This is a genomic window from Promicromonospora sp. NPDC019610, assembly GCF_044389365.1.
Lineage (GTDB): Bacteria > Actinomycetota > Actinomycetes > Actinomycetales > Cellulomonadaceae > Promicromonospora.
This window is the reverse complement of record NZ_JBIRXX010000001.1, coordinates 1990308-2008820: the sequence shown is the minus strand read 5'-3', so window position 1 is coordinate 2008820 and position 18513 is coordinate 1990308. Positions and strand designations below refer to the sequence as shown.

The 18513-nt window shown below is 70.4% G+C and carries 17 protein-coding genes; 8 read left to right on the top strand and 9 right to left on the bottom strand.

What is annotated here, in order from left to right; translation table 11 throughout:
- Nucleotides 1-11: 11 nt before the first annotated feature.
- Genes ACH45N_RS08950 through ACH45N_RS08925 form a run of 6 tightly spaced genes read right to left on the bottom strand, consistent with a single transcriptional unit; the run spans nt 12 to nt 5437 of the window.
- The gene (locus tag ACH45N_RS08950; protein WP_397393044.1) at nt 12-1001 is read right to left on the bottom strand and encodes an aldo/keto reductase; all 990 of its coding nucleotides are present in this window, start codon (nt 999-1001) and stop codon (nt 12-14) included.
- Nucleotides 994-1854: an amidohydrolase family protein gene (locus ACH45N_RS08945; RefSeq protein WP_397393043.1), complete on the bottom strand. Its 861-nt coding sequence runs from the start codon at nt 1852-1854 to the stop codon at nt 994-996. Before ACH45N_RS08945 ends, ACH45N_RS08950 begins: the two co-directional genes overlap by 8 nt.
- Nucleotides 1851-2183 (bottom strand): L-rhamnose mutarotase, encoded by a 333-nt coding sequence (locus tag ACH45N_RS08940; protein ID WP_397393042.1) that lies wholly within the window; start codon nt 2181-2183, stop codon nt 1851-1853. The genes ACH45N_RS08945 and ACH45N_RS08940 overlap by 4 nt, the downstream gene beginning before the upstream one ends.
- Before the next feature lie 8 nt (nt 2184-2191).
- Complete coding sequence (locus ACH45N_RS08935) at nt 2192-3133, bottom strand: carbohydrate ABC transporter permease (RefSeq protein WP_397393041.1); 942 nt, start codon at nt 3131-3133, stop codon at nt 2192-2194.
- Nucleotides 3120-4070, bottom strand: a complete 951-nt coding sequence (locus ACH45N_RS08930) for a carbohydrate ABC transporter permease (RefSeq protein ID WP_397393040.1) — start codon at nt 4068-4070, stop codon at nt 3120-3122. Before ACH45N_RS08930 ends, ACH45N_RS08935 begins: the two co-directional genes overlap by 14 nt.
- The gene (locus tag ACH45N_RS08925) at nt 4070-5437 is read right to left on the bottom strand and encodes an ABC transporter substrate-binding protein (protein ID WP_397393039.1); all 1368 of its coding nucleotides are present in this window, start codon (nt 5435-5437) and stop codon (nt 4070-4072) included. Before ACH45N_RS08925 ends, ACH45N_RS08930 begins: the two co-directional genes overlap by 1 nt.
- A 197-nt stretch (nt 5438-5634) precedes the next feature.
- Here ACH45N_RS08925 and ACH45N_RS08920 point away from each other — a divergent pair, with 197 nt between their 5' ends.
- From ACH45N_RS08920 to ACH45N_RS08910, 3 genes are read left to right on the top strand one after another with little or no spacing between them, the layout of a single operon-like run.
- Entirely contained in the window at nt 5635-6645 is a 1011-nt protein-coding gene (locus ACH45N_RS08920; protein ID WP_397393038.1) for a C-terminal binding protein, read from the top strand.
- Between the two features lie 2 nt (nt 6646-6647).
- The gene (locus ACH45N_RS08915; RefSeq protein ID WP_397393037.1) at nt 6648-7685 is read left to right on the top strand and encodes a zinc-binding dehydrogenase; all 1038 of its coding nucleotides are present in this window, start codon (nt 6648-6650) and stop codon (nt 7683-7685) included.
- Nucleotides 7682-8434, top strand: a complete 753-nt coding sequence (locus ACH45N_RS08910) for an SDR family oxidoreductase (RefSeq protein ID WP_397393036.1) — start codon at nt 7682-7684, stop codon at nt 8432-8434. Before ACH45N_RS08915 ends, ACH45N_RS08910 begins: the two co-directional genes overlap by 4 nt.
- Nucleotides 8435-8518: 84 nt before the next feature.
- On the opposite strand, the gene ACH45N_RS08905 is transcribed toward ACH45N_RS08910, so the two are convergent.
- Together ACH45N_RS08905 and ACH45N_RS08900 are read right to left on the bottom strand one after the other, a co-directional pair.
- Entirely contained in the window at nt 8519-9694 is a 1176-nt protein-coding gene (locus ACH45N_RS08905) for a mandelate racemase/muconate lactonizing enzyme family protein (RefSeq protein ID WP_397393035.1), read from the bottom strand.
- Between the two features lie 177 nt (nt 9695-9871).
- Complete coding sequence (locus ACH45N_RS08900; protein WP_397393034.1) at nt 9872-10600, bottom strand: FadR/GntR family transcriptional regulator; 729 nt, start codon at nt 10598-10600, stop codon at nt 9872-9874.
- Between the two features lie 240 nt (nt 10601-10840).
- Here ACH45N_RS08900 and ACH45N_RS08895 point away from each other — a divergent pair, with 240 nt between their 5' ends.
- The 5 genes from ACH45N_RS08895 to ACH45N_RS08875 all read left to right on the top strand — a co-directional run bounded on the left by ACH45N_RS08895 (nt 10841) and on the right by ACH45N_RS08875 (nt 17461).
- Entirely contained in the window at nt 10841-13432 is a 2592-nt protein-coding gene (locus ACH45N_RS08895) for a right-handed parallel beta-helix repeat-containing protein (RefSeq protein WP_397393033.1), read from the top strand.
- A 276-nt stretch (nt 13433-13708) separates the two neighbouring features.
- Nucleotides 13709-14446: a phosphatase PAP2 family protein gene (locus tag ACH45N_RS08890; RefSeq protein ID WP_397393032.1), complete on the top strand. Its 738-nt coding sequence runs from the start codon at nt 13709-13711 to the stop codon at nt 14444-14446.
- A complete protein-coding gene (locus ACH45N_RS08885) occupies nt 14446-15129 on the top strand; it encodes a phosphatase PAP2 family protein (protein WP_397393031.1) in 684 nt (227 codons plus the stop codon). Before ACH45N_RS08890 ends, ACH45N_RS08885 begins: the two co-directional genes overlap by 1 nt.
- A gap of 132 nt (nt 15130-15261) precedes the next feature.
- Nucleotides 15262-16572 carry a glycoside hydrolase family 6 protein gene (locus ACH45N_RS08880; RefSeq protein WP_397393030.1) on the top strand — a complete coding sequence of 437 codons (1311 nt, stop codon included), beginning with the start codon at nt 15262-15264 and terminating at the stop codon, nt 16570-16572.
- An 85-nt stretch (nt 16573-16657) separates the two neighbouring features.
- Nucleotides 16658-17461 carry a glycoside hydrolase family 16 protein gene (locus ACH45N_RS08875; protein ID WP_397393029.1) on the top strand — a complete coding sequence of 268 codons (804 nt, stop codon included), beginning with the start codon at nt 16658-16660 and terminating at the stop codon, nt 17459-17461.
- A gap of 18 nt (nt 17462-17479) precedes the next feature.
- On the opposite strand, the gene ACH45N_RS08870 is transcribed toward ACH45N_RS08875, so the two are convergent.
- A complete protein-coding gene (locus ACH45N_RS08870) occupies nt 17480-18502 on the bottom strand; it encodes a LacI family DNA-binding transcriptional regulator (RefSeq protein ID WP_397393028.1) in 1023 nt (340 codons plus the stop codon).
- Nucleotides 18503-18513 lie beyond the last annotated feature (11 nt).

The following is an 18513-nucleotide window of genomic DNA, read 5'->3' as shown; positions in this document are numbered from 1 at the left end:
GTGAGGCTGGGTCAAACCACCGACCGCTCATCAACCAGCCCGTCCTCCGCCAGCTCCTTCCAGAGCTGCTCGGGCACCGTCGCCTCTGCCAGCGCCATGTTGGTGTCGACCTGTTGGGCGGTGCGCATCCCTAGTGTCACGTTCGCAACGGCCGGGTGCGTGAGGGGGAACGCCAGGGCTGCCTCAGCCAGCGCGACGCCATGGTTGGCGCAGACCGCTTCGATCCGTTCGGCCTTGGCGACCAGTTCCTCCGGGCCCGCGCTGTAGCCGTAGTCGGCGCCCGCCACCCGGCCCCTGCGGAACAGCAGGCCCGAGTAGAAGACGCCGACGGCGACGACAGCGGCCCCTGCGCGGCGGGCCGGTTCGAGCACGGAGTCGAGGGCGCCCTGTTCGAGCAGGGTGTACCGGCCGGCGAGCATGACGACGTCGATCAGCCCGTCCTCGATCAGGCGGGCGAGCTGACTCGTGCTGTTGGTACCGATGCCGATCGCTCGCACCAGGCCCTCCTCGCGCAGCCGGCGCAGCGACTCCAGACCGGCGCGTGCGGCGTCGGGCCCGCACTGGTCGGGGTCATGGGCGTAGGCGATGTCGATCCGGTCCACGCCCATGCGTTCGAGCGACTCGTCGATCGAGCGCCGTACGCCGTCCGCGCTGAAGTCCCACACGCGGTGCAGGTCACCGGGCACGACGAACCCGTCGTCGTCGAGCTCCGTGGGGTGCGGGTTGGGCTCGATGAGCCGGCCGACCTTGGTCGACAGGACGTACTCGTCTCGGTCGTACTGGCGCAGCACTGTTCCCAGACGGCGTTCTGCCAGACCGAGGCCGTAGTGCGGCGCCACGTCGAACGAACGGATCCCGCGCTCCCACGCTCGCTCCACGGCGCCTGATGCCTCCGTGTCGCTGGTGACACGGTAGAGGTTGCCGATGCTGGCCGCGCCGAACCCGAGTTCCGTGACGCGGAGGCCGGTGCTGCCCACGGCCCGCCGGGCGAGGTCACGCACGGTGGATCCCGTAGGTGCGTCGTGCGGTGTCATGGTCGATCGCCTCCTGTTCTGCGGTGCTGAGCGAGGCGGTGAGCTGCAGGTAGGTCTCCCACCACGCCGTGTACCCGCGGGTGAGCCGGACCAGGGGCCAGTCGGACCCGAACATCAGCCGCTCCGGTCCGAAGGTACGCAGTGCGTGGTCGACGGCGGGGCGCAGGGAATCGGCGGTCCAACGATCGTGGTCGGCCTCGAGCCCGAGGCCCGAGACCTTGGCAACCACGTGGGGACGCCGCGCGAGGTCTGCGAGATCGGTCTGCCACTGCTGGAGGCCGTCGCCGCCCCCGAGCAGCGGAGGCTTGCCCAGGTGGTCGAGCACGAACGACGCCGTGGGGAGCGCATCGGCCAGATCCGTGACCACGCGCAGCTGGTGTGCACGGACGACGAGCTCGACGACCAGGCCGGCGTCGGCCACCGCGGACAGGCCGGCGGTCACGTCGGGCCGGAGCAGCCATGCGGCGTCAGGTTCGAGATGCGCGAGATGGCGGATGCCCCGGAGGGTCTCTCCCCCGTGCCGACCCCGGAGCCGCTCCAGCTGCGCGGGCACGTCACCCAGGAGATCCACCCAACCGACCACCGCCTTGATCGCTGTGCCGTCCGCGGCTGCGGCGATCAGGTCTTCCGTCTCGGACAGCGAGTTGTCGGCCTGGACCACGACGGCATCCACGATTCCGTGGGCAGCGAGCTCCGCGGTGGCGTCCTGCGCGGTGAAGTCGCGGTCGATCTCGCTCATCGACTCCGGGTCGATCCAGGGTTGAGGGTGGTGCTCCAGCTCCCACAGGTGGAGGTGGGCATCGACGAGGTGGCGCGTCATGGCAGGTGCCAGACCTCCTGCATGTCCCGCCACCGCTCGCCGGGCTTGGCCTCGCGGCCGAACGGCGTCTGGCACGGGTCCGTGTGCGTCCACCACTCCTGCGTCACCGGGTCCTGCGCAATCCGGGCCATGTCGGCCGCGTGATCCTCACCGGTGTACTCGTAGTAGGCGAACAGCGTGTTCTCCAGCACGAAGATCGTGTAGTTGTGCACGTTGCACGCCTGCAACGTCGCCTCGACCTGCGGCCACACGGCGGCGTGCAGGCGCAAGTACTCCTCGCGCTTCTCCGGGACGACGTCGACCACGAGCCCGTGTCGCTCCACAGCCATCCCGGCGGTCACTCCTTCGTCCCGCCGGCGGTCATACCCGCCACGAGGAATCGTTGCGAGAACAGGAAGATCAGCAGCACGGGCGCCACGGACAGCACGGTGGCCAGGGCGAGCGCGGGCAGCTCGATCGTCGTCACTCCGGCGGCGGTCGGGTTGAACTGCGGGACGTTCGCGAGCATCTCGGCCAGCCCGACCTGGACCGGCGCCTTCGGTCCGGGCACCACCAGGAAGGGCAGGAAGTAGTTGTTCCAGTTGGCCACGAAGCTGAAGAACCCGACGAGCGCCACCACCGGGGTGGCGAGGGGCAGCGCGATCCGCGTGAAGACCCCCATCTCCCCGCATCCGTCGATGCGGGCGGCGGCCAGGAGATCGGCCGGGATGCTCGAGGAGAAGTAGATATACGTCAGGTAGACCCCGAACGGGAAGAAGGAGAACGGCAGGATCACGGAGGCTGCCGTGCCCACCAGCTGTAGTGCCGACAGCTCGAGGAAGATCGGCAGCACGAGAGCGGTGTTCGGGATGAGCATGACGACGAGCGTGGTGGTCAGGAGTGCCTTGCGGCCACGGAAGGTGCCGAGCGCCATCGCGTAGCCGGCCGGGATGCTCGTCAGCAGGGTCAGCACCAGGGCGACTCCGGAGTACAGCCCCGCGTTGCCCAGCCACTGGAAGATGATCCCGTCCTGGAAGCCGACGAGGGCGTCCCAGTTCGCCGCCAGGTCGCCGAACGACCCCGGTGCGAACGGGGCTGTGGTCAGGAGGTCCCGGGGCGACTTCGCCGTGGCGTTGAGGAGCCAGAGGATCGGCACCACGAAGAACAGGGCGAAGAACGACAGCACGATCGCGACGAACGCACGTCCGAGCCACGCGCCGGGGGTGGTCTCGGCCTTTCGTCGGCCGCGTGTACCGGTGGCCGGGGCAGCGGCCGCTGAACCCACCTCAGTCGCGTTCAAAGAGGCCTCCCTTGATGACGAAGAACATGCTCAGGCCGAGGGAGACCACGAGCAGAAGGATCGCGATCGCCGCTGACCCGTTGTGATCGGTCTGCTTGAACGCATAGAGGTAGGCCAGCTGGTTGAGGGAGTAGTCCACGGGGACCACTCCCTTGCTCGCCTGGGACAGGATGCGCGGCTCGACGAACAGCTGGGTGCCGGCGGCCAGGGACATGACGGCCATGTACGAGATCCACTTACGCATCATCGGGAGCTGGATGCTCAGCGCGGTCCGCAGGCGGCCCGCGCCGTCGATCCTTGCCGCCTCCATGACCTCGTTGGGCACGTTGTTCAGCGCTCCGTAGAGCACCACGATCCACCCGCCCGCTCCGGTCCAGAACGCGATGATCGCGAAGATCACCGGCAGGTTCCCCGGCGAGACCGTCTGGACGAAGGTCTCCATACCCAGCGCGTGCAGCACCCAGGAGACCGGGCTGACGGTCGGGTCGAGGACGAACAGCCAGAGCATCACGCTCGACGCGCCCGCCAACGCACCCGGGATGTAGTAGACGAACCGCAGCCCCGTGCTCAGCCCGCGGCTCGCCAGCCCGTGCACGAGCAAGGACAGGACGACGACGAAGAGGACCAGCCCGACCAGCCAGAAGAGCACGAAGAGGGCCACGTGCAGCACCGCCGGCCCGAACCGGAAGTCCTGGACCACCCGAACGAAGTTCTCGAGCCCGACGAACTGCCCCTCCTTGGTCAGGGACAGGTAGGCCGCGTACAGCGTGGGCGCCAGGCCGAACACGAGCAGGAGGATCGTGTAGCCGGACACGAAGAGGTAGGACATCCGCCCCCGGCTCCGGGCGATGCTCGACTGGCGGGCCTTCCTGACCCTGGGTACCTGGGGTGCCGCTCCCGGAGCGGGAGCGGCACCCGAGTGCTGCGCTGTCGCCATCACTCGACCGTGTACCCGTTCACCTGGGCCTCGTTCTCCAGGGCCGTCTGCCAGTCGGGCAGCAGGTCGACGAGCTTCTTGCCCGCCGCGAGCTCCGGGGTGACGGTCTTGGCGAAGACGGCCTCCTGGCTGAAGCGGGGATAGCCCCACCCGTCCCAGACCTGGCCGGACGCCGTGGTGACGTTCGTCGCGAAGTCTCCGGCGAAGTAGCCCGACTCGGCCTGGTTCTTGAGCCACTGGTCGGCGGCGGACGCGTAGGCGGGCAGGCCTGGCGCGAGGTCGACCTGGTACTCGTCGGCGCTGGTCACGAACTCCAGGAACGTCTTCGCCGCCTCGAGGTTCTTGGAGTGCTGGGAGATGAACCAGGTACCGCCACCGACGTTGCCCGTGACGGGGTCCTCCCCCTCCCACGCGAGCGGCAGTCCGGCGCCGATCGTGCCCTCCGGAGCGTCGAGCGAGTCGGCGTTCTGGAAGAGCGCTCCGCTGAACCACACCGGTCCGGGCAGCATGAGCACCTTGCCCGTGTACTTCTGCACGAACTCGGCGTCGAAGACGCTGTCCTGCACCACCGACCCCGACTCGATCATGCTGTCCAGGAGCTCGGCCATCTTGACCGCGTTGGGGTCCGAGGTGTCGGCGCTGAAGGTGTCGGTCCCGGTGACCGTGTTGATGGGCGCCTTCGCCCCCCAGAAGTAGACCTCAGGAGCCCAGGCGTCTCCGACGGACCCCACGATGTAGCCGGGGTGCTCCTCCGCGACCCGCTCCCCGAGCTCCTGGTACTCCTCCCACGTGGTGGGGAGCTCGTATCCGAACTCGTCGAACAGGCTCTGGTCGTACCACGTGACGACGGACGCGAGGTCGTTGCGGAGCCCGTAGACGGTGCCGTCGACCGTGGTCGGGTTCAGCGCGCCAGGGGTGAACCCGTCCAGGAACTCCTGGTCGAAGTACCCCTGGTCGAGCGGCGCGGCGAAGGGCGTCTGGCCGACCGCGGCCCACGCGGCGTCGTTGTTCTGGGTGGAGAAGACGACGTCGGGCCAGCCGGAACCGGCCTGGTCGAAAGCGGTGATCTTGGTCTGGAAGCTGCCCGAACCGTTCGCGCCGCCGTCGTAGGTCTCGACATTGACCGGGATGTCGGGGTGGGCCTTGGTGAAGGCATCGACCGCGGGCTCCCGCGAGGCGTCGACCCACACCGTGATCGGGCTGTCGGCCTCCTGCTCCTCGGCCTCGAAGCCGTAGGGCGAGTCGGTGGCGGCGCCGGACGTGCCGCCACCGCAGGCGGAGAGTGCCAACGCCGGCACGACGAGAGCCGCCGTGAGCGCGAGCCGTCCGTACCGCGTGCGGCCGGCTGAACGAGTACGCAAGGACATCGTTGTTCCTATCTCATCAGCAACAGTGCGTGACGTGGAGGCCGGTCTGAGCCCCCTGGCCTCGAACGAGAGCCTACCAGATGTCACATGTATGCCAAGTGTCATTGGTCATCACATATACTACGTGTCACACCGTGCGGATCTGCTGACTGCCGGATCATCCAGGCCCTGACAGGCATTCCGACGAAGGAGAGCCCATGCCACCCACCATCACCGTGACCGAGTGCGACCACGACGCGTTCCTCGAGGAGGAGGCCGTCGCCCGGGAGAGCGGCGCCGACCTGCGGATCAGCCAGAGCCGCACCCGCGAGGAACTGATCGAGAACTGCCGCGACGCCGACGGCGTGCTCGTGCAGTATGCCCGCATCGACGGAGACGTCATGGACGCACTCCCCCGGCTACGAGCGATCGGGCGGTACGGCGTCGGGGTGGACTCGATCGACGTCGAGGCAGCGACCGCACGCGGCATCGCCGTGTGCAACGTCCCGGACTACGGCACCGAGGCCGTCTCGGACCATGCCATCGGTCTCACGCTCGCCGTCGCTCGCGGCATCCCGCGTACCGACCGGGGCCTGCGGGAGGGCCGGGTGGACCTGCCCGCCGTCCGGCCCCTCTTCCAGACCCGAGGACGGACGTTCGGGGTGGTAGGCCTCGGCCGGATCGGCGCGGCGACGGCACGCAAGGCAGCCGGTCTCGGCTACGACGTCATCGGCCACGACACCGTCGCCGCGCCCGGCACCATCCACCACGGCGTCCCCGCGGTCACGCTCGAGGAGCTGTGCGCACGTGCCGACGTGGTCTCGCTGCACGTCCCGCTGACGGCGGAGACCCGCGGCCTGATCGGCCGCGACCAGCTCGCACTGATGCGGGACACCACCATCGTCGTCAACACCGCGCGTGGCGGAGTGGTCGACGTGCCGGCGCTCGTCGATGCCCTGCGGGCGGGTCGCCTCGGCGGGGCCGGCATCGACACCCACGAGGACGAGCCCCTTCCTGTGGACCATCCCCTCACCGAGTTCGACAACGTCGTCCTGACCCCGCACCTGGCGTGGTACACGGAGGAGTCCTACGGCGAGCTCAAGCGCCGCACGATCGAGAACGTCGTGGAGGTGTTGGCCGGACGCGCCCCGCGCGACATCGTCAACCCGCAGGTGCTGGCCACGGGGCGGACGGCGCTGACGCACGATGTCGCCGGAGGTGCGCGATGAACATGGCCCCGCCCACCATGCCGGCGGTCCTCTGGACCGGTGACGACGTCCTGGAGCTGCGCGACGTCGATATCCCGCAGCCACCTCCCGGCTGGGCGCTGGTCGAGGTGGCCTACACGGGCATCTGCGGCACGGACCTCGCCATCGTCCACGGCAAGCACCCCCGCGCCCGCCACGGCCTGATCCTCGGGCACGAGATCTCGGGCCGTGTGGTCCGGGAGGCGCCGACCGGGCCCCGGAACGGTGCCCCGGTCGTGGTGGAACCGCTCATCTCGTGCGGCCGCTGCCGGGCGTGCCGACGGGGCGACACGCACGTCTGCCGCGACCTCGGCCTCTACGGGATCGACGTGCCCGGCAGCCTCGCCCGCTACGTGGCGCTCCCGCCCGAGGTGCTGCACGAGGTGCCCGCCGGCGTCGACCTGCGGCTCGCCGCCCTGGTCGAGCCCCTCGCCGTCGCGGTGCACGCGGTGGCGCTGTCCGGACTGGTGCCCGGGGACACCGTCGCCGTGGCGGGCGCGGGCCCGATCGGGATCCTCACGGCCCTGACCGCGCGGCACGCCGGGGCGGAGCGCGTGATCGTCAGCGAGACCTCCCCGGCGCGGCGAGCGCTCGCAGAACAGCTCGGCCTGACAGTCGTCCCCGCCGGGCGCACGCTCACGGCCGCGGCCCTCGAGCTCACCGACGGCGAGGGTGTGGACGTCACCTTTGACGCGGCGGGCCACCCCGCCGTCGCGCCGGAACTCACCGCGGCCACCCGCGTCGGGGGAACGGTGGTGATCGTCGCGGTGCACAAGGAGCCGACCCCGCTCGACCTGCGCGAGGTCTGCTTCAAGGAACTGGTGGTCCGCGGGGTCCGCGTGTACACGACGGACGACGTACGGCGGGCGATCGAGCTGGTCGCCGACAGCAGCCTCGGCCTGGACCGCCTGCCCACCCGCGCGTTCCCGCTCGCCGAGGCCGCGCAGGCGGTCGCCGCGGCCGGGGCGGCGGAGTACCTCAAGGTCCTGGTCGCCTCCCACGACGAGGACGCCGACTCATGACGCCGTTCGACCTCACCGGCAGGACCGCCGTCGTGACCGGCGGCGGGCGCGGGCTCGGACTGGGGATCAGCCGTTCCCTGATCGCCGCGGGCGCCGACGTGATCGTCCTGTCCCGCGGCGAGCTGCCCGACGAGCTCGTCACGCACGCCCGTGACCACGCCCGCACCGTCTCCGGGGTGCGGGTCGACCTCGCGGATCCCGGCTCGATCGCCGAGGCCGCCGCCGAGGTGCTGGGCCGGCACACCGTGGACATCCTGGTGAACAACGCGGGCGCGCAGGTGCGGCATCCGGCCGCCGAGTTCCCGCTCGACGAGTGGGACTCGGTGCTGCAGGTCAACCTGCGGGCCGTGATGCAGCTGTGCCAGGCGTTCGGCCGGCCGATGCTGGACCGAGGCGACGGCAAGATCGTGAATCTCGCGTCGCTCCTCAGCTTCCAGGGTGGCCTCACGGTCCCCGCCTACGCGGCGAGCAAGGGCGCGGTCGCGCAGCTCACCAAGGCTCTGTGCAACGAGTGGGCGGCGCGGGGCGTCAACGTCAACGCGGTGGCGCCCGGCTACATGGACACCGAGATGAACACCGCACTCCTGGCCGACCCGGTCCGTTCCCGGCAGATCGGGGAGCGCATCCCGGCAGGCCGCTGGGGCCGGCCCGCCGACGTCGGCGGGGCAGTGGTGTTCCTCGCCTCCGCGGCCGCGGACTACGTCCACGGGCACGTGCTGGCGGTGGACGGCGGCTGGCTGTCCCGCTGAGCCCGGCCGGCTGCGTACGCACGCGGATGCCGCGAGGGTCACCCGGCGATGCCGGGTGACCCTCGCGGCCTTCACAGGGTGGCGTCAGCTCACCGAGGCGACCTTGAGCGGTGCCGCCGGGTCCCGGCGCAGGGCCAGCCGCAGGCCGGCGTCGCGCGGGCGGACATGCGGACCGGCCGGAATCGCCCACGATCCCGTCCCGCTGACCGCGGCGATCTCCGCCTCGTCCACCGCGATGCCGAGGCCCGGCTCGTCGCCCAGCACGATCCCGCCGTCCTCGAAGGTCTGGTCGACGCTCAGGCCGACGGGGAACGACAGGTCCTGCACCTCGCTCACCAGGTGGTTGGGCACCGCGGCCGCCGCATGAACCAGCGGGTTGCAGTTGTACGCGACCGGGCTGACCGGCAGGTCGTGCGCGTGGGCGAAGGCCGCCACCCGCAGGAAGTGCGTCGGACCCCAGACGCTCCCGGTCTGCACCACGTCGACCGCACCGGCCTCGACGAGCGGCCGGAACTGCTCGAGCCCGGTGAGGTTCTCGCCGGTGGCCAACGCCGTCGAGGTCGACCGCGCGAGGGCGAGGTGACCCTCGACGTCCCAGCGGCGCACCGGCTCCTCGATCCAGGTGAGATCGACCTGCGCCTCGATCTGCCCCAGCAGCCGCCGGGCCTGGTGCCGGCCCCAGCTCTCGTTCACGTCGTACATCAGCGCCGGGTCCTCGCTGTTGCGGAGCATCACCTCGCGCACCGCCCGGAGCCGGGCCACGTCACGACGCAGGTCGAGACCACCCTTCACCTTGGCGCCCGTGAACCCACGCTCGGCGAACCGCGAGTACAGCTCGACGAGGCCGTTCTCGTCCAGGCCGTACTCGAGGCCCGACGCGTAGCCCGCCACGAACCGGTCCCTCGCTCCCAGCAGGCGCCACAGCGGCTCACCGGCCATCTTCGCCTTGAGGTCCCACAGCGCCATGTCGAGCGCCCCGATGGTGCCGAAGGTCGACCCGGTGTGACCAGCCTTGAAGACCCACGACAGCATCCGGTCGTACAGCGCCGTGACCGCACGGGGGTCCTCTCCCTCGATCGCCGGGAAGACCCGGTCGATCGCGTCGTGCGCACCGAGGCCGACCCCCGTCAGACCACCGTCGGTCTCGACCAGGAGGACCGGCACCTCGGTCACGCCGCTGCCCACCACGCCGTTCACGTCGCCGACCGGCCGCCCCCACCGATGGACGGTGAGCAGGCTCCGATACCCCGTGATCTTCATTGACGACGACTCCCTCGTTGACCTCGGACCGACCCGCCGGCCCGGGGGCCGCGGGGCGGGCTCACCGAGCCCGCTCTTCAGTACGGTTCATGGGCGGTCGTCGCGCAGTTCGAATTCGCCATGACGACAGCACCACCAGCACTGAGCACTGGTGGTAACTTATCATACGAATGACATCTAGCCCTTGGGGCGGCGGCGAGCCCAGCTCCGGGAGATGTGGGCTCGCATCAGGTCGGCCGACGCCTCGGTGTCGCCGCTGACGATGGCCTCGAAGATGTGCCGGTGCTCCTCGTGCGTCAGCCCGGTATGGCCCTGCGGCGGCGCGCCGGTGTACTCGGCCACGAGCCGGGCCTTCCCCTGGATGCTGAAGATGATCGCCCGCGCGAACTCGTTGCCGGAGATCCGGTGCACCAGGGAGTGGAACGCGATGTCCTCCTCGGCGTACTTCTCCTCGTCACCGAGCGAGGCGCTGAGCACGTCGAACTGGCGGGACAGCTCCGCACGGGCCTCGTCGGTGATCTGCCGGGCCGCGGACGACGCCATCAGGCCCTCCAGCACCGTTCGTATGCCGATGAGCTGGTCCATGAAGAGCAGACTGTCCTCGCGCTGGAAGATCGCCTCCAGCACCATCGGGTCGAGCAGCCGCCAGGACTCCCTGTCGAGCACGACGGTGCCCCATCCCTGGCGCGCGGCGACCAGCCCTTTCTCCGCCAGCGCGGTGAGCGCCTCGCGGATGACGGTCCGGCTCACCTTGAACGTCTCGCACAGCACGGCGGTGGTGGGCAGTGCGCTGCCCGGCGCGTACTTCTCCGTGACGACGTCCTGCACCAGCGCGTGGATGACCGCCTCCGCGAGCGCCGGCCGGTTGCGCGTCACCTGCGTGCTGGTCGGTGCCTGCTGGACCACGTGTCTCTCCTCCTCCGCCGCGGAACTCGAGGGGCCGCACGGGCGCCCATCGTATCTCCCGAACCCTCTTCGACCATTGCGCATACATCATATGTGTGACTACGCTCGCCGCGGGCATGGTCGCCCAGTCGCCGAGAAGAAAGCGATGGCACGATGACACTGAAGTCACGAACCCGGGCTCCACGGAGTCGAGATCGAGCCAGGAGAGCCGGCGCCCTGGCCGTCCTGAGCGTCGCAGCGGTGCTCGCCGCGACACTGGCCCCGCTGCAGTCGGCACAGGCCTCTCCCCAGGACCGGGACCGCACGTATTACGCCGCGCCGGACGGCCGGGACGTCGGCCGGTGCCAGGCGACGCGACCCTGCTCGCTCGAGCACGTCCAGGACGTCGTCCGGCACGAGGCCCGCAAGGGCAGGGACATCACCGTCCTGCTCGCGGACGGCACCTACCGGGTCGCCGAACCGCTCGAGTTCCGTGCGCAGGACGGCGGCCGCGACGGCCGCACCGTGCGGTGGACGGCTGCCCCCGGCGCTGAGCCCGTGATCTCGGGTGCCACCGAGGTCTCCGGATGGTCCGTCTACGACGAGGACGCCGGCGTCTACGTGGCGGACGCACCGCGCGGGCTCGACAGCCGCCAGCTCTACGTGAACGGGGTCATCGCGCAGCGTGCCTCCCTGTCGCTGGCCAACTCGGACGTGACGCCCACCCCGGCCGGGCTGACCATCAACAACCGCCGGCTCGACTATCTCGGCGAGCTGCCGGACCAGGACCGGATCGAGTTCCAGTCGCTCGGCGACTTCACCAACCGCTACTCCCCCGTCGAGAGCATCGACGGCTCCATGATCACGATGGCGCAGCCCGCCTGGGACAACAACACCTGGGGCTGGGACACGGTCCAGAACTCGTTCCTGGCCGGGCCCACGTGGTACCTGGAGAATTCCCTCGCCTTCCTCGACGAGGTGGGCGAGTGGTACCTCGACCCGTCCGCGGGGAAGGTCTACTACAAGCCCGGTGCAGGCGTCGATCCCGACGACCTGGACGTCGAGCTCCCCCGGGTGGAGTCCCTGGTCAGCATCGCAGGTACGTACGACGAGCCGGTGACAGGCCTCGAGCTCGACGGTATCCAGTTCACCGGCACGTCGTGGCTCGGCCCCTCGTCCCACGGCTACGCGACCCAGCAGAACGGCGCGTACATCAAGGACGACTACGACTATCGTCCTGACGACGCCTTCACGAGCTGCTCGCGCGGCTGCGAGATGTTCGAACGAGCCCGCTTCGACGCCTGGTACCAGGAACCGGCGGCCGTGCAGATCTCGGCGGCCCGCGACATCACCCTCTCGAACAACCGCTTCACGAACCTGGGGCAGACGGCGCTCGGCATCGGGAACGACGCCAACGCGACCCTGGCGGGGATCGGTCTCGGAGCCAGTGGCATCGACGTGCTGGGGAACGTCTTCAACGAGGTCGGCGGCCACGGGATCGCCGTCGGCGGAGTCCGCGAGGACGCCCACCACCCCAGCGATCCGCGGATGATCAACAAGGACATCCGCATCGAGAACAACACGGTCAACCGCGTCGCCGTCGAGTACAAGGACAACTCGGGCATCCTCAGCACGTACGCGACGAACGTGCAGATCGTGCACAACGAGGTCGCCAACGTCGCCTACGACGGCATCGACACCGGCTACGGCTGGGGCATCAACGACGCCGGCGGCTCGGCGGAGTACGTCCGCCGCGGCTACTACAACTGGCATCCCCGATACACGACCCCGACGACGCTCAAGGACAACCTCGTCGCCGGCAACCTCGTCCACCACACCAAGGCCCGGTTCGCGGACGGCGGCTCGCTGTACAACCTCTCGGCCAGCCCTGGCACGGTGGTCGAGCGCAACTACCTCTTCAACGTCTCCGGTGTCGGCCTCTACCTCGACGAGGGGACGCGGTACACCACCTACCGGCAGAACGTGCTCCAGGGCACCAACCCCTGGATCTTCACGAACGCCTACAGCGAGGGCAACAACACCAGCGACAACATGATCCGCGAGAACTGGTTCAACTCCGGCGGAGCCCAGATCCCGAACGCGGAGCAACGCAACAACCAGCTCATCGACAACGTCTCGGTCTCGGGCACGAACTGGCCGCAGGGCGCCCTGGAGGTCATGTGTGCGGCCGGCGTCGCACCCGCGCACCGCACGACGCTCAACGCCAACCTGTTCGGTCTCGCGCAGTGTCCGGTGGAAGCACCGGTCGACGACCGGTTCGAGACGACGGCGCTGTCGGCGGACGAGAGCTACTTCGGTCAGCGGGAGACCACGTTCGGTGTCGCGGGCTCGGGCGCCGACGTCTGGGGCGGGGGCGGTCAGCGGGACGACGCGTTCGGGGCGCTCTACCGGGCCGGCTCCGTCAGCTCCGGGTCGAGCGTGTCCGCCCGCGTGGACACGCTCAACGACACGAACGCCTGGGCCAAGAGCGGCGTCATGATCCGCAACGACCTGGCCGCGCCCGGCACCTCGGCCGGTTACGCCATCGCGGCGGTGACCCCACGCAACGGCGTCGTCTTCCAGTGGGACGCCAACGCGGACGGTTACGTGGACACCGCAGCACAGGCGCGGATCGACACGCACCGCGCCGTGTGGGTCAGGCTGGACCGCACGGACGGCCGAGTGGCGGCGTCCTACTCCTACGACGGTGTCAACTACCGGCAGATCGGGTCTGCGGTGGCTCTGCCCGGCGCGGCAGAGGTGCAGGACGGCGGCATCTTCTCGACGTCGCACGATGTGAGCACGGCGGCGATCAACGTGTTCAGCAACCCCCGACTCGGCGCAGCGCAGTAAGACTCCGCCGGTCGTAGGACGTGACGTGCCGTGGACCTGATGACCAGTCGGGCCCACGGCACGGTCGTCCGTGCTGGATCAGGCTCCGTGAGCGGTCACGGCGCGCGCCCGTGCGGAGGTCACCGGCAGCAGTCCTGCCCTCGTCAGCGTCGGTCACGATGCCGGCGTCTCCACGGCCGCAGTCACCTCCCCCGCTTCGGTTTCTTTCGCACGGTGGCCAGGTCACGGCTCCCGCCACCAGGCGCCAGTGGCACCACCCTGTGGGAGCGTGTCGGCATGAGACCCGCACGGCACCGCAACCCCGCCCTCGGTCCCCAGACCGCCCGGCCGGCGCGAGCGACCGCGGGTCGCGCGCGCCGCCTGGTACGCGCCGCGCTGGTCGGTGTCACGACCGGCTCCGCCGTCGTCGTCATCGCACTTCTCGTGCGCGAACAGTGGCCACCGCTCGTCCAGCTCGACGAGCGCGCCGTGACCGCGGGTACGGCGCTCGCCGCGTCACACCCTGAGCTCCTGCGCACGCTCGTCGTGTGGCAGTGGGCCTTCCTCGCGGCGCGCCTGCTGGTGCCCGTCGCCGCGCTCTGCCTCGTCTACTGGTGGCGCACCGGCAACGCCGCGCGCACCTGGTGGGCACTCACGACGATCCTCACGGCCTGGGGACTGTCCAACCTGCTGAAGGAGCTCGTGCGACGCGCGCGGCCGGTGCTGGACCACCCGGTGGAGAGCGCGGGCGGCTTCTCGTTCCCGTCGGGGCACGCCGCGAACACGGCGGCGATGACGACGACGCTGGTGGTCCTTGTGTGGTCGTCGCTCAGGTCGCGGGCCCTGCGTGCTGCTGCGGTGGCGGGGGCGGTGCTGCTCACGGTCGCCACGGGGGTCGACCGGGTCATGCTCGGCGTCCACTACCCCTCCGACGTGGTGGCCGGCGCCCTCTTCGGCGTCGGTTTCGTGCTGGCGTCATACCTCGCCTACCAGCACTGGTCGACGCCGCGCGGCGAGCCGGGTACGTCCTCCTGATGCTCGACCTCGATCGGTGGACCGACGACACATCGACACCCGAGGGGCGCGAGGTGCGCCGCGACCTCGGCCTGCGGGTCGGGGTTCCGGCAGCGGTGTGGTGGGTGATCGTCGTGGGGCTCGGGTTCCTGCTCACCGGCCCGCTGGCGGAGCTCAGAGAGCGGGAGAGCGCGGTCAACGAATGGTTCGTCCAGCAGCGCACGGCGACCCTCGACCTCCTCACGGAGGTGTGGGGCGTGCTGGGGACCACCGAGACGATCATCGGGATCTGCCTCGTCGTGTCCGGCGTCGTCTGGTGGCGCACCAGGCAGTGGTGGTACGCGGTGGTCCCGGCGATCGCGGTCGCCGTCCAGGCGGCGGTCTTCATGCTGGCGGCGCTCGTCGTCAGCGCCGGACGCCCCGAGGTGGAACAGCTCGACGCGGCACCGCCGACCTCGAGCTTCCCGAGCGGCCACTCCGGCGCCTCGGTAGCGCTCTACGTCTCGCTGGCGCTGATGGCGCAGCGGATCCGGTACCCGTGGCTGCGCGTGATCGTGACCGTCGTGCTGGTGGCGCTGCCCCTGCTCGTCATCTACTCCCGGTTGTACCGAGGGATGCACTATCCGAGCGACGTCGCCGTGGGGGTGCTCAACGGTCTCGTGTGCGTGGTGCTCGGGTGGAACTGGCTGCGACGAACGCCTTGACACGCTCCCCCACCTCCCCACACCATGATCAGACTGGGAGCGCTTCCACAATGTTCCAGTTCTGTGCACGTCCCATGCAGCACCGCGACGAACACGCAATGACGCGTTCGCAGAGACCTTGGGAGAACCCTCATGAAACGACCCCGCCGGCTCCTGGCCGCGCTCACCGCGTGTGCGCTCGGCACCGCCCTGTTCGGCGGCACCGCCCTTCTCGACGGCGCCACGCCCGCCTGGGCGGCCAACGACGTCCTCAGCCCCGGGACCAAGCTCTACAACAACCCGCAGAGCTCCACGAAGGAAGCAGCGCACACCCTGCGCGGGCAGGCCAGGCGCGACGCCCTGCTGCTCAGCACGATCCCCAGCGCCACCTGGTTCACCGAAGGCACCCCCGCCGAGGTGAAGCGGGACGTCCACAAGCTGGTCAAGCGCACCGGCACCAAGGTCCCCGTGCTGGTCGCGTACAACATCCCGTTCCGCGACTGCGCCCTCTACTCGGCCGGCGGCGCCCGCGACGTCGCGGAGTACAAGGCGTGGATCGACGGCTTCGCTGCGGGCATCGGCCGCGAGGAGGTCGCCGTCGTCCTGGAGCCGGACGGGCTGGGCGTCATCCCCTGGTACACCACCCTGGACGGGCAGCTCGAGAACTGCCGGCCGCCGGAGTACGACCCCGAGACCACCGGCCGGGACGCCGCGGCGGAGCGGTTCGAGATGCTCAACTACGCGGTCGACCGCCTGCAGGAGCTGCCGAACGCCGTCGTGTACCTCGACGGCACGAACACGTCGTGGCTGAACGTGGGCGAGGCCGCCGACCGGCTCGTCAAGGCCGGCGTCGAGCGCGCGGACGGGTTCTTCCTGAACGTGTCCAACTACGAGTTCACCGAGAACAGCGTGGCCTACGGCACCTGGATCTCCCAGTGCATCGCCTACGCCACCCAGGTGACGCCCGGCGACTACGCGGGCTGCGGCAACCAGTACTGGAGCGGCGGCCCGGCGAACGACTGGACCGGCGTGACCCTGTCCAACCAGGGCGTCTGGAGCCCGACGGCGGCAGACCCGGCGCTGAACACCGCGGGCATCGACTCGCGCTACGAGCTGGCGCTGGGCGACGTCGAGCCCACCACGCACTTCGTCGTCGACACCAGCCGCAACGGCCGGGGCGCCTGGGCAGCGCCCACGGGCGTCTACCCCGACGCCGAGACGTGGTGCAACCCGCCGGACCGCGGACTGGGCCAGCGACCCACGACCGACACCGGCAACGAGCTCGTCGACGCGCTGCTGTGGATCAAGATCCCGGGCGAGTCGGACGGCGAGTGCTTCCGCGGACTCGGCGGACCGGAGGACCCCGAGCGCGGCATGGTCGACCCGCCCGCCGGCCAGTGGTTCCCCGAGCAGGCACGGGAGCTCATCGAGCTCGCCCAGCCGCCGCTCGGTGCGCACCACTGACGGCGCACCCACCACTGACGGCATCCACCAGGCACGGCCACCACCAGCCAGGCACCACCCACCACGAGTACCAACGGAGGCACGCATGCGATCAACGACGACGCAGCACCGTTCCACCGCCCGACGCCGACGCCGGCTCCTGGGCCTGGCCCCGGCCCTGGCCCTCGGCCTGCTGCTCGGGCTCTCGGCGACGCCGGGCCTGACGCCGCCGGCCGCCGCCGTCGGCGGCAGCTTCACCGACAACCTCGACTCGTACAACACCAGCCGCTGGCACAAGGCCGACGGGTGGACCAACGGCGGCATGTTCAACGCGGGCTGGCGGGCCGACCACGTCTGGCACAACGGCGGCGTCCTGGGCCTGAACCTGGACAACGCCTCCTGCCCGGCCGGCTGCTCGGGCAAGCCGTACGCCTCCGGGGAGTACCGCAGCAACGAGCTGTACTCCTACGGGCGCTTCGAGGTGCGGATGAAGGCGGCGTCCGGGTCCGGGATCGTCACCTCGTTCTTCACCTACACCGGGCCGAGCGACGGCCAGCCGTGGGACGAGATCGACGTGGAGATCCTCGGCAAGAACACGTGGCAGATGCAGACCAACTACTTCACGAACGGTGTCGGCGGCCACGAGTCGGTCATCAACCTGGGCTTCGACGCCGCGGCCGGCTATCACGACTACGCCATCGAGTGGTGGAACGGCGGCACGATCAACTGGTTCGTCGACGGGCGCCTCGTCCACCAGGAGAACGGTTCGCGCGGCCCGCTCCCCACGCGTCCGCAGCGCATCATGATGAACCTGTGGCCGGGGACCGGCGTCGACAGCTGGCTCGGGCCGTTCAACTACACAGGCCAGCGGACGGCGACCTACGAGTGGGTCAAGTACACGCGGTACTGACCTGGCCCGGGCGCGGAGTCACTCCGCGCCCGGCGCCGACCCCCGCACGACCAGGCGGGTCGGCAGGATGACCGGGGTCGGCGACTCCCCACCGATCAGCCGCACCAGCATCGTGGCCATCTCCTGACCGAGGCCACGGATCGGCTGACTGACGGTGGTGAGCGCCGGCTCCGTGTGCCGCGCGATCTCCAGGTCGTCGAAGCCGACCACCGCGACGTCGTCGGGCACGCGGCGGCCCTGCGCCCTCAGGGTGCGGACGGCGCCGGCCGCCATGTTGTCCGACGCCGCGAACACGCCGTCGATGTCGGGGTCGACGGCGAGCAGCCGCGCCATCGCCTGGGCGCCGCCCTCGAAGCTGAAGTCGGCGTGCTCGACCAGGTCCGAGCCATGGCCGGCCACCGCCATGGCGTCGACGAACCCGTCGTGCCGGGCGACGGAGGCCTGCAGGTCCATCGGGCCCGTGATGGTGGCGATACGACGGCGCCCCGATCCGAGCAGGTGCTCGGTGGCGAGGCGGGCGCCGCCCCGGTTGTCGACGTCGACGTACCACCGCGCCTCGCCGCGCAACGGCCGGCCGCCGAGCACGACCGGCAACTCGCTCGCCGCCACGAGCCGGTTCAGCGGGTCGTCCCCGCGCAGCGCCATGAGCATCAGCCCGTCGGAACGCCGCGAGCGCAGCAGCCGTTCGAGCCGGGCCTGGCCGTGCTCCGACGACGCGAGCATCAGCGTCAGGTCCAGCTCCGACCGGTCCAGCGCCCCCGCTACTCCGACGAGCACCTGCGAGAAGAACGGGTCGCCGAACAGCGCCGGGTCGTCGTCGGAGACGGCGAAGACCACCGAACCGCCCGTGCTCGTCGCCAGGGCCCGGGCCGTCGCGTTGGGGACGTAGCCGAGCTCGGACGCCGCCCGGGCGACCGCCTCCCGCTTGGCCGGACTCACGTTGCGGGCGTTGTTCATGGCGCGGGACGCCACCGACCGCGAGACGCCTGCCCGCTGCGCGACCTCGTCGAGGGTGGGCACCTTGAACGCTCGGTCGGGCATGCGGCTCAGCC